Genomic DNA, 23,617 nt, shown 5'->3' with positions numbered 1-23,617 from the left:
AACCTATGAACGCCCTTGGTATGTACTTCTGGATCGCGGTCGTCAATGCCTCAAAGGTTCGAAAGCGCAGCTTTAGTGGCCTAGGATGAGTTTCTCAAGACGACTGGGGCCAGGCGTTGGGTGGAAACTGCTGGCCGGCAGTGGCGACTACTGCCCTGCGACTTGGCGCAACAGCAGCAAGGCCTTAGCAGCGTCCGAAAACAACGTCGTACACCCCCCATCCAGATCGCAATCTCATCTTGAGATATGATCGAACTCGAACATCCACCGGTGACACGGGTCTTAAAAGCTTGCTTACCAAGGTACTTCGCATGATTGTCAACGCACTGGTGTTCTTGATGGCTTTGATTGGCATGGAGGGATTGGCGTTCGTCGCCCACAAGTACGTGATGCATGGATGGGGCTGGGGCTGGCATCGTTCGCACCATGAGCCTAGAACTGGGCGGTTCGAGAAGAACGACCTGTTTGCCGTCGTGTTCGCGGGTTTCGCCGTCGCGCTGATCGCCCTCGGCAATCTAGGCGTACACCCGCTGGAGTGGATCGGTGCCGGCGTGACCGCGTATGGACTGCTGTACTTCCTGGCCCATGATGGGCTGGTACACAAGCGATGGCCATTGCGATTTATCCCCCGGCACGGCTACCTCAAGCGCCTTTACCAGGCGCACCTGCTGCACCATGCCGTTGCCGGAAAGGAGGGGTGCGTGGCGTTCGGCTTTCTGTACGCACCATCGGTTTCTAAACTTCGCGCCCAGCTTCGTGCTTTGCACGGTGGGCCGTTGGCCAGACGTGATGAGGGCGCTGCCACAAGCCAGCAGCGCGGTCAGGCCAGCGACGGCCACGGGACATGACGGTGCGCCATAGCCCCGCAACAATGTGCCAGACCTTTTCCAGCTTCGACGTAGAGACCCGCTCGTCCCATGCCCGGCTGCCCCGCTGTCTGACCTTCAACCCGATCGCCCGGTACACGCCGCCAGCCGTTGCCACCGCCCAGGCCGAGCGCCATGGCAACGCCGTCAACCCTGCCTGGGCGCTGATGTAGAATGGCTCTGCCATGTAGATCAGTCGCTGAGCCAGTATGGCCACAGCATCCCGGTACCTAGGGTTGGCAATGTCGTGCTCTGGAATCGACATCGCTTGCAGCCATTCTTGGGGCAGATAGCATCGGCCAACGCCTGCGTCTTCGATGATGTCCCGGGCGATATTGGTCAATTGGAACCCCATGCCCAGATCGCACGCCCGGTCGAGGGTCTTTTCGTCGCTCACCCTCATGACACGCGCCATCATCAGACCAACCACACCCGCAACGTGGTAGCAGTAATCCAATGTGTCTTCGATGCGGTGATAGTGTCGGTTCTGGGCATCCATCGCGAAACCGGAAAGATGCGCCAAGGCGTACGGCTCAGGAATGCAATGACGGCGCACCACTTCGCGGAAAGCCGCGAATGCGGGCGTTTGCACCGGCCGCCCGGCATATACCGAATAGGTTTGTGCAAATAGGCTGGCCAAGCGCCGCTCGACTTCATCCTGCCCTACAGAGGTAGCAGCATGGCCTGCTACCTGCCCGTCGATCACATCGTCGCAATACCGGCACCAGGCATAGAGCATGACCGCGCTGCGCCGGGTGGCGGGGTCGAACAGCCGCGCGGCGGCGGCGAAGCTCTTCGAGCCTACGGCAATGCTGCGGTTCGCATGGTCGAACAGGGTCTGGTCACTGCCTTCAACTGTCATCATCCCTGCATGTCCTCCAGCATCAGCCCAGCGGTGGCTCGCGCCGACCCTATCACACCCGGAACCCCCGCGCCTGGGTGCGTGCCGGCACCGGCCAAATAAAGGTTAGTGAGCATCGCATCGCGGTTGTGTGGCCGGAACCAAGCACTTTGGGTGAGGATCGGTTCGAGGGAAAATGCCGACCCAAGGTGCGCGTTGAGCTCACTTTCGAAGTCGGCGGGGGTGAAGATCCGGCAGGTCACCAAGTCCTTGCGCAGCCCGGGGATGTAGTGCTGTTCGAGGTAGTCGAAAATACGCTCCCGGTAACGCGGGCCTTCGACTTTCCAGTCAATCGGGGCATTGCCCAAGTGTGGTACCGGTGACAGCACATAGTGGCTGGAGCAGCCTTGGGGGGCGAGGCTGGGGTCGGTGACACAAGGGGCGTGCAAGTACAGGGAAAAGTCGTCGGCCAACGCCTGCCCCTGGAAAATGTCCTGAATAAGCGCCCGATAACGCGGCCCAAAGCACACTGTATGGTGTTGCAACTGAGGTTGCGGTCGCTTTAGCCCAAAATGAATGACGAACAGCGAATTGCTGAAGCGCTTGCGTTTGAGCCGAGCGCTTTCCTGCACGCCTCTGCGATGCCCACTTAACAGCTGGCTGTAAGTGTGCACCACATCCGCATTGGACGCCACGCTGTCAGCCTCATAGTGCCGCCCATCCACTAGGCGCACTCCAGTGGCACGCCGGCCCGCGGTAGTAATATGGGCGACATCGGCATTGAGCTGCAGGCAGCCGCCAAGATCTTCGAACAGCTTCACCAAAGCGTTCACCAGCGCGCCGGTTCCTCCTCTGGGAAACCACACCCCCCACTCGCGCTCGAGCGCATGAATGAGGGTGTAGATCGAGGAGGTGGCGAAGGGGTTGCCCCCCACCAGCAAGGAATGGAACGAAAATGCCTGGCGCAGCTTGTCGTCCTCGATAAACGCCGAGACTTTGGCATACACGCTGCGCCAAGCCTGCAGCCGCGCCAGTTGCGGGCCTGCGGCGACCATATCGCGAAACGACAGAAACGGCACAGCGCCCAGCTTCAGGTACCCTTCACGAAACACCGCCTTGGAATAGGCCAGAAAACGCTGATAGCCAGCGACATCGGCTGCGTTGAATTGTGCGATCTGGCGGTCGAGCGCGGCCTGATCGTTGGCGTAGTCGAACTGCGTACCATCTTCCCAGCACAGCCGATAAAACGGCGCTACCGGCAGCAGTTCCACGTAATCGGCCATCGAGCGCCCCGCCAGTGTGAACAGAGCCTCGATCGCTGTCGGGTCGGTGATCACAGTCGGGCCGGCGTCGAACGTGAATCCTTGCTCGTGATAGACATAAGCGCGGCCGCCCGGCTTGTCGCGTTTTTCCAGCAGGGTCGTCTGCACCCCAGCGGCCTGAAGCCGGATGGCCAAGGCCAGCCCGCCGAACCCGGCACCAATCACGATGGCTTTCTTTGCGTCGGTCATTCTCGAATTCCATAGTGTCTGGGGTGATACCGGAGCATCGCGCGCACGGCTTCGCCGAGCGGCACCGGTGGTTTGCCCGACAGCACCCGCAGCTTGTCGGAAAAGCTGTTTTGGCCTGCATAAAAGCGGCAGATCAAACCGTCGGAGAGGCCGTAGAAACGCTGCATGACCTGCCACCGGTGCTCGGGCCGCCCGGCCAGGAACAGCATCCGGTTGAGCAGGCGGTAGAAACGCTGGCTCCGCCAGATCTTATAGGCGATCGATCGTATGCCGGCAGCCAGGACGCTTGCGTCAAGCTCGTGCTGTTGCGCGACCCAGTCGGCCAGGCGCACGGCATGGGGCAGCGAATAGCCCGTGGTGCAATGGAACAAGCCTGCGCGCAGTCCGGAAAGCGGGTGCCCCTGGGCTTCGCTCCAGAAGCCCTCGAAATCTCCCGCCAAGGTGATCGGCAACACGCCGGTTTCTTCGCGCAGACATGCCTGCACCGCCCAACCTTGCGCCTCGGCATATTCGGCGATGTGCGCACGCAATTGGTCGGGCGACAAGGTATGTCGATCTACATAGTGGGTATCTTCGATCAGCACGGTGTCTGGGCTGAAGGGCAGGACGTAAACGAACCGGTACCCCTGCCCTTGTGCCACCCGCGCGTCCATGATGATTGGCGCGACTAAGCCATGGGGCGCCTGCAATCTCAACAGTTGCCCCACAAATGCCTGCTGCCCCAGCACCATCCGCGCGCTAGCCCGAGCACCTCGACCATCGATGACAGCACGCGCCTGCACGCGCTCGCCGTTCGCCAACGTTACCGACGTGGGGGTCAGGTCGATGATACGTTGGCCTACGCGCAGGTCGTCACCCAGCTCGGCGCCGATCACCTCGGCAAATCGCTCAGAGGTGATGCTAGCGTACCCCGAGTTCAGGCGGCGCGAGCGGGCTGGGAAATGCACGTCATAGCACGGCCAGCGCTTGACCACCAACGGGGCTAGCCAGTCATGTTGCTCGGGTGTCAGGTCACCGTCATGGAACGACCACGTGTGATTGCCGCCGATAAGCTTCTGCGCTTCGATGCACAGCACACGCCATGCGGGCCGCAGCTGCTTCAGTCGCCAGGCGATCAGGCCGTTGGCCAACCCGCCACCGGCCAGAATCAGGTCGTAAGTCATTGGGCAGGCCCCCCAAGTACAGCGCAGCCGGTTCGGGCAACCCTTTCAACGATATCGGCAGCCCGCGGCGTGCCCCCCGCTCGCTCCAATTCAGCCGCCAGCCGCTGCAGCCGTTCAACCGGATGCTCCAGCAGCCGCTTCAGCGCATCATGGATGGTGCTCGCCCTCGCCCGTCGGTTGACCTGCAACCCGATACCCGCGTGCACGACCCGCGCTGCCACACCGGGCTGATCGAAGCCAATGGGCATCACCAATGCGGGGGTCCGCGCCTTGATCGCATCCATGACCGTGTTCAGGCCGCCGTGAGTCACCACGACATGGGCGTGGTCGAGCACCCATTGCTGCGGCGCGTAGCTGGTTACCCAAGTCGCCCCGGCCCTGCGCAGGCGCTCTTCCTGAGCCGGGCCGAGTTTTGCGCAGTGGGCGATCAGCAGCTGAGCGTCAAGCCGTGCGCAAGCCTTGGCTATCTGGTGAAACATACCCACGCGATCACCTTGCAACGTACCGAGACTGGCAAACACAAAGGGGCGCCCTGGGTCGATCGGCCACTGCCCTACCCCGCCAGAGAACGGCGCTCGCAACGGGCCCACCGCATGGTAATGCGCAGGTAACTGCTGGCGAGGAAGATCGAACCCGGTGATCGTCTGGCTAATCTGGGCATAAGATGACAGGCACTGGTGCAGGCCATCGCGCGGCTCAATGCCGAACCGCCGACAAGCCTGGCGAATCACATCGCGCAAAGGGCGCATCAGCCAGTCATATACACGCTGGCTGCCTTCATAAAGCCGTCGCTGGCGCTCATCTTCCCCGTACGCGAACGGCATGACCGCCAACGGAATGCCAGGCTCGCGGTTGACCGGGAGTGCGCAGGCCACGGACAAGAACGGCATACCCAACGCTTCGGCCACCAGGCCGCCAGCCGCTTCCATCTGGTCGCACAGCACCACATCGACCCCGGCTTGGTTCAGCGCTGGCGGCAAGGCTTGGCACAGCATCCCAGTGTTGGCGCATAAATCACGGATTACGCCGCGCAGGCGCAGCGGGTGATTGGACGTTGCAGCACGCTGCAATGACCGGTCAAGGCTGCCAAGGGGATGACTGTCACTACCCACTGCGACGAAACCGATGCGTGGATCAGTCAGCCAGCGACGCGCATCGACCTGCTGAAAGAAAGTGACACCGTGCCCGCGGTCTATCAACTCCGATGCCAGTGCCTGAAAAGCCTGAAAATGGCTATAGAACGCCGGTGCGACCACGCCGAAACGGCTCATGGGAAAACCGACGCAGTGGGGCCGGATGGCAGCACGTGCACGCTGCGCAACGCTGCCAGGTTGGCCGAGCCCGTGCAGAAGCAAGCTATGCGCAGCTGCCGGATGAGCATCTCGAAATGCTCGACGACCGCCGACGTCGACTGAGTCGCCTCGTGGAGAACACCCGCCGCTTGACCGATCACATCGGCGCCCAGGCAAATGGCTTTGGCTGCATCGACGCCATCTCGAATCCCGCCCGAAGCAATCAAGGGTATCTGTGGCAGCGCACGTCTGATGCGCTGCAGGCTGATGGCAGTCGGTATACCCCAGCCACTGAAAGCTTCAGCTACGCGACGATCCAGCGGACGCACCGCCCGAGCTGCTTCGACCGCCGCCCAGCTCGTGCCGCCCATGCCCGCAACATCAATGACTTGTACGCCAGCTTCGCTGAGGGCTAATGCGACCGGCGCCGATATCCCGGCGCCGACCTCTTTGACAACAACCGGTACACCTACCGCTGCCACCGTGCGGGTAATAGCCTCCAGAACCCCGCACCAGTTCCTATCACCCTCAGGCTGAACCGCTTCCTGCAAAGGGTTGAGATGAATGATCAGCGCGTCGGCTTGCAGCGTTTCGATACACCGGTGCGCCAGGTCGAGGCCGTCTTTTTCCAGCAGTTGCGCAGCGCCGATATTGCCGAGCAAAGGTATATCCGGGGCCAGTTGGCGCAGACCTCGCGTCAGACCTTGGTCATTGCCACTTCTCAGAGCAACGCGCTGCGAACCCACCCCCATGGCGATCCCCAGTGCCTGTGCAGCCTCGGCCAGGTGGCGATTGATCGCAGTCGAGCGGGCTGCCCCCCCGGTCATGGAACTGATCATTATCGGCGCCCGAAGCGATCTCCCGACCAGCGCACTACCCAGATCGATGGCGTCCAGATTCAGCTCTGGCAAAGCACAGTGCTCCAATTGCAACGCATCGAAACCGGTGCCCATGCCACGTGGATCTGTGCGCCTACTCAGCACAATGTCGAGGTGGTCGTCCTTGCGTTTACTCAATTCGCTGTCGCTCATATCAAGCTCCGGTTGCTTGAATCATTTCGTACCCAGCGTGGTCTTCTACGAATAAAACTTATACAACATTGGCAGCGGCGCTGGTTTTGTACAAGATTGATTGAGACTGAGGCAGCTGCGGGGTTGAGTCGTTCCCCGAATTCCAGTGTGGCAGATCAAAAAAACATTCGACTAATTTGGCCACAGCAGAGGCATACATCACGATGACCACCGCCCTCGTAGCTTTTTCCGACCTCGGCTCCACTGACCGCCTTTCGCAGATACGGGTTTCGATCGAACAACGCCTGGATGAGTTACTGCCCGACACAGGTAACGAACGTGATCTCGTCGCGCTCGCCATGCGCGAATCGACGCTGGCTCCGGGTAAGCGAATGCGCCCCATGTTGCTAATGCTCATTGCAAGTGGCCTGGGCCACGAGGGCTCGGCAGCCCTTGACCTGGGCTGCGCAGTGGAGCTGATCCACGCCGCCTCACTGGTGCTCGACGATATGCCGTGCATGGACAACGCCTCGCTTAGGCGAGGCCGGCCCACGGTGCATTTGAAATTTGGCGAGGATGTCGCAATTCTAACTGCGGTAGCACTGCTGAGCCGCGCCTTCGGTATCATCGCGGCTACCCGTGAAGTGCCACCTGCGATCAGGAGCGAACTGGTCGAACTGGCTTCAAATGCTGTAGGCATGCAAGGCCTGGTGCGTGGCCAGTTTCAGGATTTGAGGGACGGTCAGCAACCCCGGAGCCCCGAAGACATTGCCATCACCAATAACCTCAAGACAGGGGTCTTGTTCGGTGCCATTGTGGACATGGCCTGGCTTATCAGTGACAGCGATGAAAGCACTCGTTCAAGCTTGCAACGATTCGCCATGGAGCTAGGCCAGGCGTTTCAGATGTACGACGACCTATGTGACGTCCGCTGTGATACCGGCAAGGACTCGAACAAAGACCGCGGTAAGTCGACATTCCTGTCGATCTACGGTGAACAAGAGCTGCAAGCGAATCTGCAAATGCATCTTTCCAATGCCGAAATAGAACTGCGCACTGTATTCGTTGATGCTGACGTGATCGCAGGCTTCATTGCCTCGATGTTCAAGAAAGCGGCGGTGACCAGCTGATCACCGCTGCGAACGCTGAGCAATGGCCTCTTTGAGCGCCTCGCTGTCTGTATACCGCTGCTCTTGCACAACGGCGCCGCCCTGTAAGGCCAACCATTGAACGGACTCACGATCGCCTTTATAGGCACTGGCGACTCGGCCGTCGCGGTCCAACAAGATTCGGTATTTGGCGGAACGCATAGCAGGCACGGCCACTAGCTTGATCACCGATGGCATCTTTTCGATGTCTGCGACATAAATCACACGACGTGACTCCAGATAGCCTGCAGGCTCATCTTCAATTGCCGAGTTCACCAATTTAGCCGCCGCCATGCTTCGTGCCACCAGCAGCACCTGAGCATCGTCATCGAGGGTGTAGGCTTTATCGTTCTGATCCAGCAATGTCCACTTCTTGACAGGCTCAATAATCGCGCTGTCGGCCAAAGCACTGAAACTCAGCAGAGCCCCTGCGAGCAAAACAAGATGGCGCATCGATCAAGACCTTGGTAAGCCAGAAGGACTTTTACTTTACAGCAAATTGAAGACGATCGAGATAAATAGGAATCGCGCAACGTTTCAAGTGAGTGCCCGTAATCACTTGGTTAAGCGATAGAGCTTTAGCAGTTGAGCTGCAGAAAAGTCTTTCTCGAAGGTTCGCCTCACGATGCCCCAGGCATCTCGGCAGGCTCGTCACTCTCCGTTTTTTACCGGCGCCAGAAGACGCTCGGGTTGCGCGTACTGCGGTTGAGTCGATCATCCAGGTTTGCAGATCAATCAAGCCTTGCTCAATCAGTGGGTCGCTCAGTCGAGATCAGTGGGTCGCTCAGTCGAGGTCGCCCCCGGCCAAGTCATTTCGACGTACATTACTCAGCCTTAGTGGCATCCAAAGCGTCGTACCAATCAGCGTAGGGCGTATGTTCCACCCGACAACGATTGTAGTCGGGACTGTCGTCGTCCCACCAAACAGGCCCCCGCTCGCCCAGTCCCACTTTGGCGGTATTCACTCGCGCACGCGCAGTTTTGAGCATTTTCGAATCGTCAGCGCGCTTGGCCCTTTTGACATCTCGTCGAGCATCCATCAGGTCATGCACAAGGCGTTGCCGCTCGCATTCACTAAGTGACGGGTTCGTGCAGCGCCAGAGCTGACCTTTGACAGCAAAATAGCGTCTGTCTGGTGTCGTTGGATGCATAACGCAGATCTCTTGAGTGATACACCAAGGACACCAAAGATGACGCATTGGCTGCATGCCAGAGGGACATAGGTTGAAGTCTCCCCTACCAGGGACCTTCCATCAGCCCAGCGCCCTCCGCTTGGTGGCTCTGGTTAGTTCTCTTTCGAATACGGCTTGATGCCGCTTTTAGCAAGAAGGGACTCTATTAGAGCAACATCAAGAAAGCCGCTCAATCAACGGCAAGCCATTCACCTGCGGTCGGGCGAACAGATACCCTTGCATCAACTCAATCCCCAGCGTCGCCAACGCTTGGCACTCTTCGTCAGTCTCAATCCCTTCGGCGATAAGCGTAATGCCCAACCGCTCGGCCACCAGAACGATACCGGCGACAATGGCTTGGCGAACTGAATCCTTGCAGATTCCCCGCGTGAGTGCCATGTCCAGTTTGAGCACAGCCGGCTGAAATTCTGCCAGTAGATTCAGCCCCGAGTACCCCGAGCCAAAATCATCTATTGCAGTGGTAAAGCCCTGTCGCTCGTACTCCTTGAAGATTGATTTCAAGTGCTCGGTGTCTTCGATCCGCTCGCCCTCGGTCACCTCGAACATGAGCCGATTGGCGGGGAAGTCGAATGTTCGAGTGGCTTCTAGGGTAGCCCGGATGCAGGTGCTGGCACTGTAGACGGCATTGGGCAGGAAATTGATGCTCAATTTGCACTCTCTCTGCCGCCCCAAGCCGAGTGCAGCCGCTTGTTCAATGGCCTTGACGCGACAGGCCTGATCAAAGCGGTACAGATTGTCGGGAGATACCTTGGCCAAAATTTCCGCAGCGCTTTCACCGGCCAGACCGCGAACCAGCGCCTCATAAGCGAACGGCCTGCCTGAAGGAACATGGATTATCGGCTGGAACGCCATAGTAATTTCGAAATCCAGCCTGGCCAGGTCACGGCACTGGGAGCAGCCCATCGCTGAAAAGGGCTGGGGGAAAACAGAGTTGCTCATGGGCTATCGTCGAGCTTGAAGAGGATGGCTATGCAGGATGCTTGAATATGCAATATAAGCCAACCTCCTCCCATGACTCTGCTTGCTGCAGCTCAGCTTGGACGCCCGTCCACATCAACACCAACAGGGCTGGTCTGGCTGGTTCATACGCTCATCACCGCGTGTAGTACAAATGTTCTCCTCACGAGCTTAGCGAGATACACTGGATGCATCTACAGTGTCTCACTGGAACGGTAGCTCCTCCTGACCGCAAGGCCGGGCCAGCCGACAGGCTTCGAGGTTACGCAGAAATCCCATGTGGATTTCACCGAAGACACGCTCAAGCGGAGAGGTCGCATATGTCACTGAAATCGTCTTTCGCCCTTGTCCTCCGGGCGCTACGCAGTCAGCGCAAAATCACGCAGCGTGACTTTGGTGACACCAGTCGGACGTTTCTTTCTAAGCTGGAGGGGGGCAAAGCCAGCCTGACGTTAGATAAACTCGAGCAGGTCAGTCAGCGGCTAGGGGTGAGCTCACTGACGCTACTGACACTGACCTTGAGCTTGGAATCTGGCCGATCCTCAGCGGAGCTTATCGATGATCTTCGCTTGCAAATAGAGAACCTGGAGCGTGATGGTGGCTTAGCGGGCTTAGAAAAGTCGCCCGCCCCAGTGCCATCCGCTTGGCACCCTATCGGCCTCCGACGCTGATGCTGGTGAGCTTCCCTCGCGCTGACCACGGGGCTCACATGCAGCAGCCTGAGGCGGCGGCAAGTCACATCGCTGCGTTCATCTCGGCCTAGGGTGGCCTCTCCTCCGTCATCCGAAGTGTTCTACGCCTGTGCCGTAGATCGACAACGTCGGGCACAAGCCTAAGAACTTGAACAACGCCAGTGTCGCCGCCCTGTCACCGCGTGGGCGTTGCTGTTGGGCCGTTTGGCCGTCGAAGAAACGCGCTTCGTCCGCAAGGCAGGCTCGCACTGATCGCCGTAGATTGCTTGACTTTGACTGCAACACTCGACCGAAGTACTGCCCTCCTTCACCGCTCCAATGTAAGCTGGACGGCAGTCAACAAGGAAGTGATCTCCATGGTTCCTCGCACCCTCATAATCAGCCTACTGATCTTCCCATTAGCGCCAATTGCCGTGATCTATTTCACCCAGGTCATGTGCCGCGAAATCTGGTACGCGAAATACTACCTACCTGGGGAGGATGGCGGAGAAGCAGAGCCGGCAATGGCTCTGATTGGTATCCCATTGATCTTGATCGCTGTCTCATTGCTGCTGGGTGGCCTCACCCTGCTGACCAGGTGGGGGCTTGCGCGCTGGTTGTCCGCAGTGTTGCGTGTGCCACTTGCGGGCATGGCGCTGCTGCTCTCCTTGACCGCGACGGTGTTTTTCATGGGCGAAGCGCTGGCCGTGCTCAGCCATTGGGAGGTCACCATCGCATGGATGGCTTGGCTGGCCAGTGCTGGGCTATTCGTCATGCATCAATGGGACCGGTTGTGGCGCTAGCGGTTTTTCCAAGCTGAGGGGCATCGATGGTCTCGAGTGAGCCAAATCCCTAGGGCGTGAGCATCCTGCTTTTCCAATGATCATCCTCTCAGGTCATGTCGCCATTTGGCGTCACCTCGTGAACTAGCGTCGAATTTAGCCGGTCCATCTTTAACCGGCGATTGCGACATGTGGGACACACCCAATGGTTTCGTTTGATCTGCACAGGATGCTCATTGGCGAACTCCCGCCGACCTTTCTGTTGGAGGTCGCCCTGCGCGTTTCAGCGGCTTTTTTGGCCGTGTTCTTCTTTTTGAAATTCAGTGGTCGACGTGGAATCAGGCAACTGTCTCGATTCGAGCTTGTGGTGATCCTGACCCTGGGCTCAGCCGCAGGTGATGTCACCTTTTACGAAGATGTACCTCTACTCCCCGTCGGATTGGTGTTCCTGACGCTCCTGATGCTCTATCGCGGAACCATCTCCTTGATGAGGCGCAGCAGAACATGCGAAGCCTGGATCGATGGGCTACCCATCACGGTAGTAAAGGACGGGATGTACGAAATTCATTCGCTGCAGAATTTGAACATCTCGTCCAATGAATTGTTCATGGAACTGCGGCAACAAGGTGTGGAGCACCTCGGCCAGGTTCGACTCGGTTTATTGGAAACCGATGGCGATCTCAGTCTGTATTTCTACGGGCCTGATGACACCCGGCCAGGGCTGTCAGTGCTGCCAGTCGAACATCGTCCAGAGTACCAGGCGCCGCCGAAGGCCGGTCTGTACTGTTGCGTGAGTTGCGGCTTCACGACCTTCCACGAACCACTGGACTCAGTCGTGTGTGAACGCTGCGGTCATAACGTCTGGTCACCTGCCCTTGGTACCTTACGCAACCGTTAAGGCTCCAGCCACTGACGTGGGACACGTCGGACGTAAACTGCGATGAACCAAAACCTGATGGGTTGCGTCCACCGCAAAAGAACAAGCGAGTCGATTCTTCAATGGCAACCGACGCTGTACTGGCCGCCCTCGGCTATCTCAAAGACAATCAGTTAGTCCTGACGACCGCGGAGTCGTGCACGGCAGGTTGCATGGTGGCCCTCCTAGCAGGGGTACCCGGTGCCGGGGAGGTAGTGGAGAGTGGTTATGTCGTTTACTCACCCCGTGCGAAGCAGCGCTTGCTCGGCGTAAGCGCCGAAACTATCGAGCGCTATGGCCTCACCAGCGAAGCAGTCGCGTGGGAAATGGCCTTGGGCGCATTGAGAGACAGCGATGCCAATGTGGTGATCGCCATCACCGGCGTGGCTGGGCCAACTCCCGAATCTAGCGTACCACCAGGCACCTTGTGCTTCGCTTGGGCATTCGCCGGCGAGCCGGTAGCCGTGTTTACACGAACTCAGCGCTTCTTTGGTGAACGTGCCGACGTGATGCGTCAGGGCGCACTTTTTGGACTCACCCGACTTTCCCATTATCACCAGCGATGGCTGCAAGGCGAGCGCGCCTGACTGTTTCTTTCATTGGCGCATTAGTCAAGAACTACGATGACCATCCGATTCAAGCAACCCACGCCTGATGAACCTTTGGTGGCACCCTGCGATCAATCATCAGTATCACTGCGAAGTACCGCGCGAATCTGCAGCGCCAATACCTTATGCAGTGAAGGCGCGTTTGCTAGATTCAGCTAATACGCCGGCAGTCTTGACGCCCACTGCCCCAAGCAGGGCCATCCAGTTCAGGAATGAAAATGAATGCCCCATAAGACATCCGCAACGCTATCTGTTGGCAACGAAGGATTGGATCTAATCCTCAAAGACGGGCTGCCGGTGCATAGGCTCTACTTGGTAGAGGGCACGCCAGGAGCTGGCAAGACGACATTGGGGCTTCAGTTCCTGTTGAGTGGTGTGACCAACCAGGAGCCGGTGCTGTACGTCACCCTCTCCGAGACTGCGGATGAACTTGAGAGTGTTGCCAGGTCACATGGATGGAGCCTGGACGGCATCGAGGTGTTCGAGCTGTCCCAGACGGACGAGATTTTCGGCGAGGCCGCAGAGCAGACCATCCTGCATCCGTGGGAGGCTGAGCTCGGAAACACTATCAAGCTTATCCAGCAGCGCGTGGAGCAGTCCAAGCCCACTCGGGTAGTGTTCGATAGCCTTTCTGAGATGAGGCTGCTGGCACAAGACCCCCTTCGATACCGCCGTCAGGTCCTGGCACTGAAACAGTATTTTGCGGGACGAAACATCACAGTCTTGCTGGTGGACGACCTGACTACATCCCATGGTGAGCATGACAACCATCTCCATAGCATCTGCCATGGGGTGATCACGCTGGAGCGACTAACGCTTGATTTCGGCGCGGCTCGGCGGCGGTTGCAGGTTCAGAAGCTGAGGGGTGTCGACTTCGTTGCCGGCTATCACGACTTCGTGATCGTAAAGGGAGGATTGCATGTCTTCCCGCGGATGATGGCGGGAGGACAACACTCAGCCTTCCAGCTTGAACCTGTGGCCAGTGGCGTGGCAGCGCTTGACCTTTTGCTTGCTGGAGGCCCTCTCAGAGGCACAAGCACGCTGATCACCGGGCCTGCGGGGTCGGGCAAGACCACGGTGGCATTCGCCTATGTGGCTGCGGCATGTGAGCGTGGTGAGTGCTGCACCGTCTATGAATTCGATGAGCGGGTCGGCACGCTGTTGAGAAGAGCCGAGGCTATGGGCTTCGCGCTTCAAAAATACATCGCCAGCGGCCTATTGAATGTGGAGCAAATCAACCCTGCCGAGATTTCGCCAGGCGAATTCTCATGGCGAGTCCGTACTCAGGTAGAGGCCAGGAATGCCCGGGTGATCGTGATCGATAGCCTAAACGGCTACTTGGCGGCGATGCCACAGGAGCAACAGCTGATACTTCAGATGCACGAAATGCTGTCCTATCTCGCCCAGCATGGTGTGGCAACGTTCCTGATCAATGCTCAAAGCGGACTGATCGGCACGATGACAACCACCCTCAATATCTCTTACGTCGCAGACACGGTCATCCTCATACGGTTTTTTGAGGCTCAAGGCCGTCTGCGCAAAGCGATCTCTGTCCTGAAAAACCGTGGTGGCGCCCACGAAGATGCTATTCGCGAACTGAATATAGATAGCCAAGGCGTCCGTGTTGGTGAGCCCCTGACCAAGTTCAAGGGCGTGCTGACGGGTACTCCTGAATATTTTGGTAGCCAAGAACCCTTGCTGGAAGGCCGCCCCTTTGGACGTTAGCCGCCGATCTCAAGAACGGTCGTTGCTGGTAGTCGCGCCATTCCGAGGCGATGCGGCTGTGCTCCAGCGTGTTGCCGGCACACTTTACCGAGTACAGGCATATTGTGACTTGACCGCTCTGGCAAAAAACATTGGTGATGAGACAGGCATCATCTTGGTCACCGAAGAGGCCTTGAGCGGAGACATCGCAGACCTTGGAAAGGCGTTAGCGAATCAGTCTTCCTGGTCCGACATTCCGATTTTGCTGCTGACCTCCAATCGAAACCGCGCCGGGAAGGACAATGATGAAGTTCGCAGGCGTCTTCCCTCCAGTGCCTCCAACGTAGTGGTACTGGAACGCCCGATGAGCTCCTCTGCCTTGATGAGCGCCATTGCTGCGGCATGGCGATCTCGAGCACGCCAATTCGACATGCGCGATCGTGTTGCGGAATTGGGAATTGAGCGTGAACGGCTTCGTATCCTTCTGGAGAATGTGCCTGTTGGCATCAGCTTCGTCGACGCCTTTGGCGTGTCGTTGATCAGCAACCCGCTTTATAACCAATATGTCCCGGATCGAGTTATTCCCTCCAAGGCTATCAATGGCCGGGAGCAATGGGTCTCGATAAGCGCTGATGGCCAGCCAGTCACGCCAGAATCATTCCCCGGTGCACGCGCCTTGAGAGGCGAAGTTGTCGACGGCATGGTGTTCCAGCACAAGCCTGCCGGTCAAAACGAGGCCTGGATACGGGTCAGCGCTGTTCCGCTTTGGGGAGCCCATGGCACGATCATGGGGGCAGCCATTGTGATTGTTGACGTCACCGACCAGAAGCAGTCAGAGCTGACGCTTCGTGGGTTTAATGAAGCATTGGAAGAGCAGGTAGCTGGCCGCACCCAAGCGCTTGCCCTAGCTGTCGAGCAACTCCACCGGGAAAGCACAGAGCGGGAGCGAGCTGAAGATCAACTGCGACAATCCCTGAAAATGGAGGCCGTTGGACAGCTCACTGGCGGAATTGCCCACGACTTCAACAACATGCTGACGGGGATTCTAAGCGCTCTCGACCTGCTTCGATTGAGGCTCAAAAAGGGCAACCTAGACGCACTGGAGCGCTATATCGATGCGGCTCAAACCTCTGCAAAACGCGCAGCGTCCCTCACGGAACGCTTACTCGCGTTCTCCCGCAGGCAATCGTTGGATACAAGACCGCTCTCAGCCAATGACCTCATCGTCAGCCTGTACGATCTCCTGAAGCGCTCGGCGACCGAGCAGATCAGGGTATTGATGAAACTCGGCGACCACCTCCCCTACGCCATGGCGGATGCCAACCAACTGGAAAACGCGATACTCAATCTGGTCATCAATGCCCGCGATGCTATGCCGGATGGGGGAACGATCACAGTATCGACACGCGAAGTGATCGTCGCGCAGGCGTCCTCAGAAGCCGATGAGCTCGCAGCCGGGCAGTATATCCGGATTGATGTGGAGGATACCGGGACGGGGATCAGCGCTGATCTCCTGCCAAAAGTGATTGAACCGTTCTTCACCACTAAGCCTATCGGCCAGGGTACGGGTCTGGGGCTTTCGATGGTGTATGGCTTTGCCAAGCAAAGCCGCGGGAAAATGGAGATATCGAGTATTCCACATAAGGGAACCACGATCTCCTTGTACCTCCCAACCGCTGACGGCCAGCTTCATCAGCCTGTTGAAACACCCCATGCAGCGAATCACGGAACCGGACAGATAGTGCTGCTGGTTGAAGATGATCAGTCAGTCCGGATGCTGAATCAGGAGGTGCTCACCGAGTTGGGCTATGAGATTTTCGTTGCGAGCCATGGCGAAGAGGCATTGCACGTGCTCAAGACCCTGGAGAGCGTCGACATTTTGGTCACCGACGTGGGGCTCCCAGGCATGAACGGTAGGCAATTGGCGGAGATCGTGCAGCAGAGGTATCCCAACCTCCCAGTGCTCTTCCTGACAGGTTATGCCCAGGCTGCATCTGACAGAGAGGCGTTTCTAGGCCCCTGCATGAGGTTACTGACCAAACCCTTCACGCTACAGGCGCTCGCTGAAAATGTAAGTTTGATGCTGGAGCCGAACACCAGGGATAACTAAGTCTCACGACGCCGCCCCTCTCCCGCAGGGGGAGCCAGCAGCTAGCTAAGGACTGTGGTTCTACCCAGCAATGGCTTCTTTCGAGATCTGAGATATCTTCCCAAGATTGGAAAAGCCCGCCTATAGCGCGGGCTCCTCCATATGCCGGATGATCAGTTATCCAGCGCGTCTTTGATGATCTTGCCGTCGTGCGGGTCAACCTGGAACTCATACTGCTTCCCGTCAGCTTTCATGCCCTCACCTTCCCAATGACCGTCATCGGCCTCGATCTTGGTGATCTGCGTGTAGCCGGCGCCCTTCAACGTGGCTTCAGCCTGATCCTTGGTCACCTTCCAATCAGCGCCAGGCTGGTCAGCCCATGCTGCAGAGCTTGCCAGTGCGCCAACCATGGCGAGGCCTGTGAACACTCGAGTCATCGCTTTCATGCTACCTTCCTTTTTCGTGACAGTTACCGTTCCGACCCCGGCGCTGATCTCGGGGTTCACTTGGTGTGGGGGCTGTACTGAAACTGAGAAATCATCAAGGTGCACGAGCTCCGGCAGAAGCGCGTGCCCGCAAGGCAAATGAGGATGCTGTGCACTGGGTGCTACAGCGCCCCTCAGCTCATCGAAGCCAACCAGGCTCTCCACCCGCCCATTCGAGCAATAAAGGGTGGTGAACACCCTTTCGCAAACTTCTGAGTGAAGCCGGTCGAGGTGCTTTAGCAGCAGTGGCCCCCCTCAATCGTCGCGCATATGACGCTCATTGCGCTCCTGGCGTTCCTTGGCCTCCACGCACAGGGTGGCGGTTGGCCTGAGCAGCAAACGCTGCAGGCCGATCGGTTCGCCGGTTTCCTTGCACCAGCCATACTCGCCACGGGCGATGCGCTCCAGCGCTTCGTCGATCTTGTCCAGCAGTTTTTTCTCCCGCTCCAGCAGCCTCAATTGCCATTGACGATGCTCCTCCGCCGTGCCGATATCGGAAGGATCGCTGGTGGGTTCGAAGTCGCGGATCACTTCGAACTCTTCAGCGATGCGTTGCTGAAGCTCCTTGCGCTGGGCATGCAGCAGCTCACGGAAGAAACGTTGCTGCGCAGCGTCCATGTAAGCGTCTGCAGGTTGGGATAGCAGCTCTTGTTCGGTCATTGCAGGTGTTCTCAAGTCAATGAAAAGAAATGGGGCTCAGCCGCGTCGTGCGTTGAAGGCCAGAGGCAAGCCTTGGCAGCCCTCGACTAGCCGGCCTTCATGCCAGGCCAGTTGCCCGGAGACCAAAGTCGTGGCTACTCGATGATGGAAACGATGGTGCTCGAACGGCGTCCACTGGCAGTGCGCCAGGACTGGATCGAGGCTGACAGCGCGGGGTTCGGGCAAACGCTCGATCAGCGTCATGTCCGCCCAGTAGCCCTCACGCAGGTAACCGCGTTCTGCGATGGCGAACAGGTCCGCGACGGCGTGGCTGGTCTTGCGCACCAGTTGGGCAACGGTCAGCACGCCCTCCTCCACCAGCTCGAAGAGGGCCACAAGTGCATGCTGTACCAACGGCAAACCTGAAGGCGCCGAGGCATACGGGCGTTGTTTCTCTGCCAAGGTGTGGGGTGCATGATCGGTACCGATGACATCGATGCGGTCGCACAGCAGCGCCTGACGCAGGGCGTCCCGGTCTTCCCTGCTTTTGATGGCAGGGTTGCATTTGATCAGGTGGCCTAACCTGGCATAGTCGCGGTCATCGAAAAGCAGGTGATGTGCGCACACTTCAGCGGTGATCTGCTTGCCCTGCAAAGGCCCTGGCTGGAACAACTTCAGCTCCTGGGCGGTGGTCAGGTGCAGCACGTGCAGCCGTGTGCCGAACTGCTTGGCAAGCTGCACGGCCAGGCTCGAAGAGCGCAGGCAGGCATCGGCATCACGAATGATCGGGTGCATGGCCGGCGGGATGAAGTCGCCGTAGCGCTCACGCATGCGCGCTTCGTTGGCGAGGATCGACGGGGTGTGCTCACAGTGCGCCAGGAGGATAGTCGGCACGCTGGCGAACAGCCGTTCCAGCACCCTTGGGTCATCCACCAGCATGTCACCGGTGGAGGCGCCCATGAACACCTTCACCCCGGCGACCTCACGTGGGTCGAGGGCCGCCACGGTATCGAGGTTGTCCTTGCTCACGCCGAAATGAAAACCGTAGTTGGCAACCGAGGTGGCGGCGGCGCGGGCTTTCTTGTCCTGCAGGGCGGCAAGATCCAGCGTGGCAGGGTTGGTGTTGGGCATGTCCATGAAGCTGGTGATACCGCCCGCCACGGCGGCGCGCGACTCGCTGGCCATGCTGCCCTTGTGCGCAGCGCCAGGCTCACGAAAATGCACCTGGTCGTCGATCATGCCGGGGAGCAGCCATTGGCCACGGGCGTCGATTTCGATCGGCGCATTGACGCCCGTGATGCTGCGGGCGATTTTTTCGATACGGCCATGGGCGACCAGAACATCGGCCTCCTGTATGGCCCCTTCATTGACCAGGCGGGCGTTGCGAATGATGATCCGGCTCATGCGCCCACCTGCGCCGGGTTGCCCGTCACCACTACCTGATCACCCTGGATCGCGTTGTAGAAACAGCTACGGCGCCCCGTGTGACAAGCGGCCCCTTTCTGGTCTACCAACACCAACAGCGCGTCGCCATCGCAGTCCAGCCGCACGTCATGGACATGCTGCACATGCCCCGAGGTTTCGCCTTTGCGCCACAAGCGTCCGCGGCTACGCGACCAATAGCAGGCCCGCCGGGTCTCGAGGGTTTCCAGCAACGCCTCTTCATTCATCCAGGCCAACATCAGCACCTCGCCGCTGTCATGCTGCTGAGTGATGGCGGGAATCAGCCCCTGGGGGCTCCAGGGAATGTGGCGAAGCACATCGGTCAAGGCAAAGCGACTATCCGCTACTGCCTGCTCAAGGGTAAGGAACATGATTTGCGACCTACTGTAAATGTTATGTTATAACACTGTTAACGTAGCAGATAACGCCCCTACGGTTCATCTTTTCGACTCGCGCAGGTAAAACGCCATGACCGAAACACGCACCAGCCCTTGCACCGAAACCTACGCCGACACCGAACTGGCCTGCCTGGCAGGTGCCAAAGCAGCGCTCTACCATTGGGCCGCTACCGTGGCTACCCGTGATGTTGATCAGGTACTGGCACTGTACGCACCGGATGCGATCCTGGTGCCGACCCTGTCCAACCAAGTGCGTGACTGCGACGACAGCCGTCGCAACTATTTTGAAAATTTCCTCGCCAACGACGGGCTGGTCTGTGACATCCAGTTGTTCAAAAAGCGCGTCAGCCGCAAGCTGGGCACCGTGGTGGTCGGCGGCCAGTACACCTTCGTCTACCGTGAAGACGGCGAGCAACGGGTAGTGCCAGCGCGCTTTTTGTTCACCTTCGAACGAATCGAGCAGCAGTGGCTGATCACCGGCCACCATTCCTCCATCGAGGCATGAAGGCCGTGGCCCACTTCCCGCACTCAACGGGCGCTTTCCCGGCTACGCGCATGCGGCGTAACCGCGCTGACGAATGGACGCGTCGTCTGGTCGCTGAAAACAGCCTGTCTTGCGATGACCTGATCTGGCCGGTCTTTCTCAAAGAAGGCTCAGGTACACGCGAGGCGATCAGCGCCATGCCGGGCCAGGTACGGGTGAGCCTGGCCGAACTGCCGGATCATGTAGGCCGGGCGGTCGAGCTGGGCATTCCGGCCATTGCCCTGTTTCCCGCTACCCCGGCGCAGCGCAAGGACAGTGAGGGTAGCCACGCCCTCGACGCGGACAACCTGATCTGCCGCGCCGCCCGGTTGCTCAAGGCCACATTCCCCAACCTTGGCCTGATCGGCGACGTCGCCCTGGACCCCTACACCGACCATGGCCACGACGGGGTGCTGCGCCAAGGCCGCGTGGCCAACGACGAGACCTTGCAGATGCTGGCGGCTCAAGCCGTGGTCCAGGCTCAGGCCGGCATCGACACCTTGGCACCCTCGGACATGATGGACGGGCGCATCGGCGCGCTCAGGTCAGCGCTGGACCTGGCCGGGTTCAACGAGGTGCGGCTGATGTCCTATGCCGCCAAGTACGCGTCCGGCTTCTACGGCCCGTTCCGCGATGCGCTGGGCTCGGCGGCCATGCTCAAAGGCGACAAGCGCTCGTACCAGATGGACCCGGCCAACAGCGACGAAGCCCTGCGTGAAGTCGCGCTGGACCTTCAAGAAGGCGCCGACATGGTGATGGTCAAGCCCGGCATGCCCTACCTGGACATCATTCAAAGGGTCAAGGCAACCTTTGCCGTGCCAACCTTCGCCTACCAGGTCAGCGGCGAGTATTCGATGCTCAAGGCCGCGATCAACCAGGGCTGGCTGGATCCGGACACGGTCATCCTGGAGGCATTGATGGCGTTCAAACGTGCAGGGTGCAACGGCATTTTGACTTACTTCGCCCTGGAGGCCGCCACGCGACTGCGGCGGGGGTGACGGCCTTGATAGACGCATTCACATCGGTGATGTGAATGCGTCCGTTCAGCGCTTCATATCAAAGGGGTGGAAACCGCTGGTTTGGCAATCACGCGCCCGCCGCGGTCAAGGATCACCCCAGGCAAATCGTGGCTCAGGGTCTCATGCTCCCGATAATGAATGACCGAGCGAATCGCTTCACCGCGCTTGAGGAGATCGAACGCGTGATTCAGCGTTTCGTGGTCCATGTTATGCGTGATGTAGGGGTCGACATTTATTTCCCCGCGCAACCACTCGTCCACCATCCCCGGCAACTCGGAACGCCCCAGCACCCCGCCGAACGCGCTGCCTTTCCAGACGCGGCCGGTAACCAGCTGGAACGGCCGCGTGGCGATCTCCTCCCCGCCCCCTGCCACGCCGATGATGATGCTTTCGCCCCACCCTTTGTGGCAGCACTCAAGGGCTGCACGCATCAATTCCACATTACCGACGCATTCGAACGAAAAATCCACGCCGCCGTTGGTCATATCGATGATCACGTTCTGCAGCGGCTCGCGAAAATCCCTTGGGTTGACGCATTCGGTCGCCCCCAGGGAAAGGGCCAACGGAAACTTATTCGGGTTGACGTCGATCCCGATGATCCGCCCCGCCCCCTGTAACACCGCCCCCTGAATGACCGCCATACCGACGGCGCCCAGGCCGAATACCGCGACCGTGTCACCGGGGCGTACCTTGGCGGTATTGCGCACGGCACCGATCCCGGTAGGAATCGCACAGCCCATGATCGAGGCCTTGGCCAACGGTGCCGCAGGGTCGATCTTGGCCACGGCGATTTCCGGCAGGACCGTGTACTCGCTGAATGTGGACGTGCCCATGTAATGAAAGATCGTGCGCCCCTTGTAGGAGAAGCGGCTGGTGCCGTCGGGCATCAGCCCCTCCCCCTGGGTTTTGCGAATGGTCTGGCAAAGGTTGGTCTTGCCGGACTTGATGAACGGGCAGTTCGGATCTTCCGGTGTATAGAGCGGGATCACGTGATCGCCCGGCTTGACCGTGGTCACCCCCCGCCCAACGTCCTCGACGATACCGACGCCTTCATGGCCGAGGATGCAGGGGAACTTCCCTTCCGGGTCACGACCGGACAGGGTGAATACATCGGTGTGGCAAAGGCTCGTGGTGACGATGCGAACCAGCACCTCGCCCTCTTTGGGCCCCTGCAAGTCGACCTCTTCGAACTCAAGCGGTTGATTGGGCCCCCAGGCGATAGCGGCACGTGTTTTCATGTGGCTCTCCATGTAATGTTATAACGCTTGAGAACATTAACCTGCGTGATTCCGTGCGCCAGATCACCCGGCCAAAAGTGGCCGGATCCGTACGAAATCTGTCCGCAAGCGCCCATGGAGTTCGATCGCGAATGTCTGACCAAGCCTCTTCTGAACGCAGGGTGCACATAGTCATCTACCCCGGTTTCAAATCAATCGAGGCTGTAGGTGCCCTCACCGTCTTCGACTACGCCAACAAACGCCAGGCGGCCGAAGGGTTACCTGCGGCCTACAGCCTGCATCTGGTGGCACCACAACCGGGGCTTGTAGGTTCGGACACCTTGGTCACCCTGCAAGCCGACGACCTTCGTAGCAGCCCACGCCCGCACACCGCACTGGTTGTCGGCGCACGTGACATTGGCACGGCGATAGTCGAGCAGCGGTTGATCGTCGACTGGTGCAGGCAGGCCGCCTCTCGCATCGAGCGGCTGGTCGGCGTTTGCTCGGGGGCCTTTTTTCTTGCCCAAGCGGGAGTCGTAGACGGCCTGAATGTCACTACCCACTGGAGCGTCGCCAGTAAGCTGGCCAGTGATTTCCCCTTGGTCAATGTCGACTCCGATGCCATCTTCATCGAGCAGGGGCGCATATGGACGTGTGCTGGCGTTTCAGCTGCCATCGACCTGAGCCTGGCGCTGGTCGAACAAGACCTCGGCCAGGAAATGGCCCTGCAAATTGCCCGCGAACTGGTGGTATTCCTCAAGCGCCCGGGTGGCCAATCGCAGTTCAGCCAGCACCTGGACAGCCAGATGACCCCGCACTCCGCGATCAGGCGCCTACGGTTGTGGATCCTGCAGAACCTTGATCGGCCGCTGAGCCTGGAGTTGCTCGCCGAGCGCGCGAACATGAGCAGTCGGAACTTGCGCCGGTTGTTCCACAGGGAATCGGGCTGCTCACCCTTGGTATTCATCGAGCGGGCGCGGATGGAGAAGGCAAGGCGGTTACTGGTGGACGAGGACACTGCACTCAAGCGCATTGCCGACCAGTGCGGTTTCGGCTCCGAAGAACAGATGCGCCGGGTGTTCCAGCGCAACCTCAAGCTGACCCCTCGGCGCTATAGGGAGCAATCCCGCGCTCAATGACGT

General features: G+C 59.1%; 23 protein-coding genes and 1 pseudogene. 10 read left to right on the top strand and 14 right to left on the bottom strand.

The features are described from left to right. Nucleotides 1–311: 311 nt before the first annotated feature. A complete protein-coding gene (locus ACIPZC_RS16205; protein WP_400628091.1) occupies nucleotides 312–848 on the top strand; it encodes a sterol desaturase family protein in 537 nt (178 codons plus the stop codon). Here the strand turns inward: ACIPZC_RS16205 and ACIPZC_RS16200 are convergent. The 5 genes from ACIPZC_RS16200 to fni are packed head-to-tail and all read right to left on the bottom strand — an operon-like array spanning nucleotide 736 to nucleotide 6,704. Then, a complete protein-coding gene (locus ACIPZC_RS16200; protein WP_400628089.1) occupies nucleotides 736–1,731 on the bottom strand; it encodes a phytoene/squalene synthase family protein in 996 nt (331 codons plus the stop codon). The two genes, ACIPZC_RS16205 and ACIPZC_RS16200, sit on opposite strands and share 113 nt — an antisense overlap. Further along, a complete protein-coding gene (locus tag ACIPZC_RS16195) occupies nucleotides 1,728–3,218 on the bottom strand; it encodes a phytoene desaturase (protein ID WP_400628087.1) in 1,491 nt (496 codons plus the stop codon). Before ACIPZC_RS16195 ends, ACIPZC_RS16200 begins: the two co-directional genes overlap by 4 nt. After that, nucleotides 3,215–4,381 carry a lycopene beta-cyclase CrtY gene (gene crtY / locus ACIPZC_RS16190; protein ID WP_400628085.1) on the bottom strand — a complete coding sequence of 389 codons (1,167 nt, stop codon included), beginning with the start codon at nucleotides 4,379–4,381 and terminating at the stop codon, nucleotides 3,215–3,217. Before crtY ends, ACIPZC_RS16195 begins: the two co-directional genes overlap by 4 nt. After that, nucleotides 4,378–5,652 carry a glycosyltransferase gene (locus ACIPZC_RS16185; RefSeq protein ID WP_400628083.1) on the bottom strand — a complete coding sequence of 425 codons (1,275 nt, stop codon included), beginning with the start codon at nucleotides 5,650–5,652 and terminating at the stop codon, nucleotides 4,378–4,380. The genes crtY and ACIPZC_RS16185 overlap by 4 nt, the downstream gene beginning before the upstream one ends. After that, nucleotides 5,649–6,704: a type 2 isopentenyl-diphosphate Delta-isomerase gene (fni, locus tag ACIPZC_RS16180; RefSeq protein WP_400628081.1), complete on the bottom strand. Its 1,056-nt coding sequence runs from the start codon at nucleotides 6,702–6,704 to the stop codon at nucleotides 5,649–5,651. The genes ACIPZC_RS16185 and fni overlap by 4 nt, the downstream gene beginning before the upstream one ends. Before the next feature lie 203 nt (nucleotides 6,705–6,907). On the opposite strand from fni, the gene ACIPZC_RS16175 reads away from it, so the two are divergent. Next, nucleotides 6,908–7,813, top strand: a complete 906-nt coding sequence (locus tag ACIPZC_RS16175; RefSeq protein WP_400628079.1) for a polyprenyl synthetase family protein — start codon at nucleotides 6,908–6,910, stop codon at nucleotides 7,811–7,813. Here the strand turns inward: ACIPZC_RS16175 and ACIPZC_RS16170 are convergent, their stop codons facing one another. The 4 genes and pseudogenes from ACIPZC_RS16170 to ACIPZC_RS16155 all read right to left on the bottom strand — a co-directional run bounded on the left by ACIPZC_RS16170 (nucleotide 7,814) and on the right by ACIPZC_RS16155 (nucleotide 9,963). Further along, nucleotides 7,814–8,284: a hypothetical protein gene (locus ACIPZC_RS16170; RefSeq protein ID WP_400628077.1), complete on the bottom strand. Its 471-nt coding sequence runs from the start codon at nucleotides 8,282–8,284 to the stop codon at nucleotides 7,814–7,816. It lies immediately after the preceding gene. A gap of 204 nt (nucleotides 8,285–8,488) precedes the next feature. After that, nucleotides 8,489–8,579: pseudogene (locus tag ACIPZC_RS16165) on the bottom strand (IS5/IS1182 family transposase); the annotation flags it as partial. Nucleotides 8,580–8,655: 76 nt separating this feature from the next. Further along, nucleotides 8,656–8,982 (bottom strand): hypothetical protein, encoded by a 327-nt coding sequence (locus ACIPZC_RS16160; RefSeq protein ID WP_400628075.1) that lies wholly within the window; start codon nucleotides 8,980–8,982, stop codon nucleotides 8,656–8,658. A 198-nt stretch (nucleotides 8,983–9,180) separates the two neighbouring features. Beyond that, a complete protein-coding gene (locus tag ACIPZC_RS16155) occupies nucleotides 9,181–9,963 on the bottom strand; it encodes an EAL domain-containing protein (protein WP_400628073.1) in 783 nt (260 codons plus the stop codon). A 1,066-nt stretch (nucleotides 9,964–11,029) separates the two neighbouring features. Here ACIPZC_RS16155 and ACIPZC_RS16150 point away from each other — a divergent pair. The 5 genes from ACIPZC_RS16150 to ACIPZC_RS16130 all read left to right on the top strand — a co-directional run bounded on the left by ACIPZC_RS16150 (nucleotide 11,030) and on the right by ACIPZC_RS16130 (nucleotide 16,772). After that, nucleotides 11,030–11,455, top strand: a complete 426-nt coding sequence (locus tag ACIPZC_RS16150) for a hypothetical protein (RefSeq protein WP_400628071.1) — start codon at nucleotides 11,030–11,032, stop codon at nucleotides 11,453–11,455. 184 nt (nucleotides 11,456–11,639) lie between these two features. Next, nucleotides 11,640–12,332: a DUF421 domain-containing protein gene (locus ACIPZC_RS16145; RefSeq protein ID WP_400628069.1), complete on the top strand. Its 693-nt coding sequence runs from the start codon at nucleotides 11,640–11,642 to the stop codon at nucleotides 12,330–12,332. A 101-nt stretch (nucleotides 12,333–12,433) separates the two neighbouring features. Next, the gene (locus tag ACIPZC_RS16140; RefSeq protein ID WP_400628067.1) at nucleotides 12,434–12,937 is read left to right on the top strand and encodes a CinA family protein; all 504 of its coding nucleotides are present in this window, start codon (nucleotides 12,434–12,436) and stop codon (nucleotides 12,935–12,937) included. A gap of 243 nt (nucleotides 12,938–13,180) precedes the next feature. Further along, entirely contained in the window at nucleotides 13,181–14,683 is a 1,503-nt protein-coding gene (locus tag ACIPZC_RS16135) for an ATPase domain-containing protein (RefSeq protein ID WP_400628065.1), read from the top strand. Nucleotides 14,684–14,792: 109 nt separating this feature from the next. Beyond that, nucleotides 14,793–16,772 carry a response regulator gene (locus ACIPZC_RS16130; RefSeq protein WP_400628063.1) on the top strand — a complete coding sequence of 660 codons (1,980 nt, stop codon included), beginning with the start codon at nucleotides 14,793–14,795 and terminating at the stop codon, nucleotides 16,770–16,772. A 152-nt stretch (nucleotides 16,773–16,924) separates the two neighbouring features. On the opposite strand, the gene ACIPZC_RS16125 is transcribed toward ACIPZC_RS16130, so the two are convergent. The 4 genes from ACIPZC_RS16125 to hisI form a co-directional block, all read right to left on the bottom strand. Beyond that, nucleotides 16,925–17,197 (bottom strand): PepSY domain-containing protein, encoded by a 273-nt coding sequence (locus tag ACIPZC_RS16125; RefSeq protein WP_241806958.1) that lies wholly within the window; start codon nucleotides 17,195–17,197, stop codon nucleotides 16,925–16,927. 294 nt (nucleotides 17,198–17,491) lie between these two features. Then, nucleotides 17,492–17,896, bottom strand: a complete 405-nt coding sequence (dksA, locus tag ACIPZC_RS16120; RefSeq protein WP_241806957.1) for an RNA polymerase-binding protein DksA — start codon at nucleotides 17,894–17,896, stop codon at nucleotides 17,492–17,494. 36 nt (nucleotides 17,897–17,932) lie between these two features. After that, complete coding sequence (locus ACIPZC_RS16115) at nucleotides 17,933–19,279, bottom strand: dihydroorotase (RefSeq protein WP_400628061.1); 1,347 nt, start codon at nucleotides 19,277–19,279, stop codon at nucleotides 17,933–17,935. Next, complete coding sequence (gene hisI, locus ACIPZC_RS16110; RefSeq protein WP_400628059.1) at nucleotides 19,276–19,689, bottom strand: phosphoribosyl-AMP cyclohydrolase; 414 nt, start codon at nucleotides 19,687–19,689, stop codon at nucleotides 19,276–19,278. The genes ACIPZC_RS16115 and hisI overlap by 4 nt, the downstream gene beginning before the upstream one ends. Before the next feature lie 97 nt (nucleotides 19,690–19,786). On the opposite strand from hisI, the gene ACIPZC_RS16105 reads away from it, so the two are divergent. Both ACIPZC_RS16105 and hemB read left to right on the top strand, forming a co-directional pair. Continuing rightward, on the top strand, nucleotides 19,787–20,221 hold the full coding sequence (locus ACIPZC_RS16105) for a DUF4440 domain-containing protein (RefSeq protein WP_400628057.1): 435 nt from the start codon (nucleotides 19,787–19,789) through the stop codon (nucleotides 20,219–20,221). Continuing rightward, the gene (hemB, locus tag ACIPZC_RS16100; protein WP_400628055.1) at nucleotides 20,218–21,237 is read left to right on the top strand and encodes a porphobilinogen synthase; all 1,020 of its coding nucleotides are present in this window, start codon (nucleotides 20,218–20,220) and stop codon (nucleotides 21,235–21,237) included. Before ACIPZC_RS16105 ends, hemB begins: the two co-directional genes overlap by 4 nt. Nucleotides 21,238–21,290: 53 nt before the next feature. Here hemB and ACIPZC_RS16095 read toward each other — a convergent pair whose 3' ends face one another. Then, entirely contained in the window at nucleotides 21,291–22,496 is a 1,206-nt protein-coding gene (locus tag ACIPZC_RS16095) for an S-(hydroxymethyl)glutathione dehydrogenase/class III alcohol dehydrogenase (RefSeq protein ID WP_400628053.1), read from the bottom strand. 131 nt (nucleotides 22,497–22,627) lie between these two features. On the opposite strand from ACIPZC_RS16095, the gene ACIPZC_RS16090 reads away from it, so the two are divergent. Then, nucleotides 22,628–23,614, top strand: coding sequence for a helix-turn-helix domain-containing protein (locus ACIPZC_RS16090; protein WP_349975460.1), 987 nt, complete (start codon nucleotides 22,628–22,630; stop codon nucleotides 23,612–23,614). Nucleotides 23,615–23,617: the final 3 nt, after the last annotated feature.

The organism is Pseudomonas sp. NPDC089743 (assembly GCF_044748785.1).
Taxonomy (GTDB): domain Bacteria; phylum Pseudomonadota; class Gammaproteobacteria; order Pseudomonadales; family Pseudomonadaceae; genus Aquipseudomonas; species Aquipseudomonas putida_X.
This window is presented reverse-complemented; position numbering and strand designations above follow the sequence as displayed.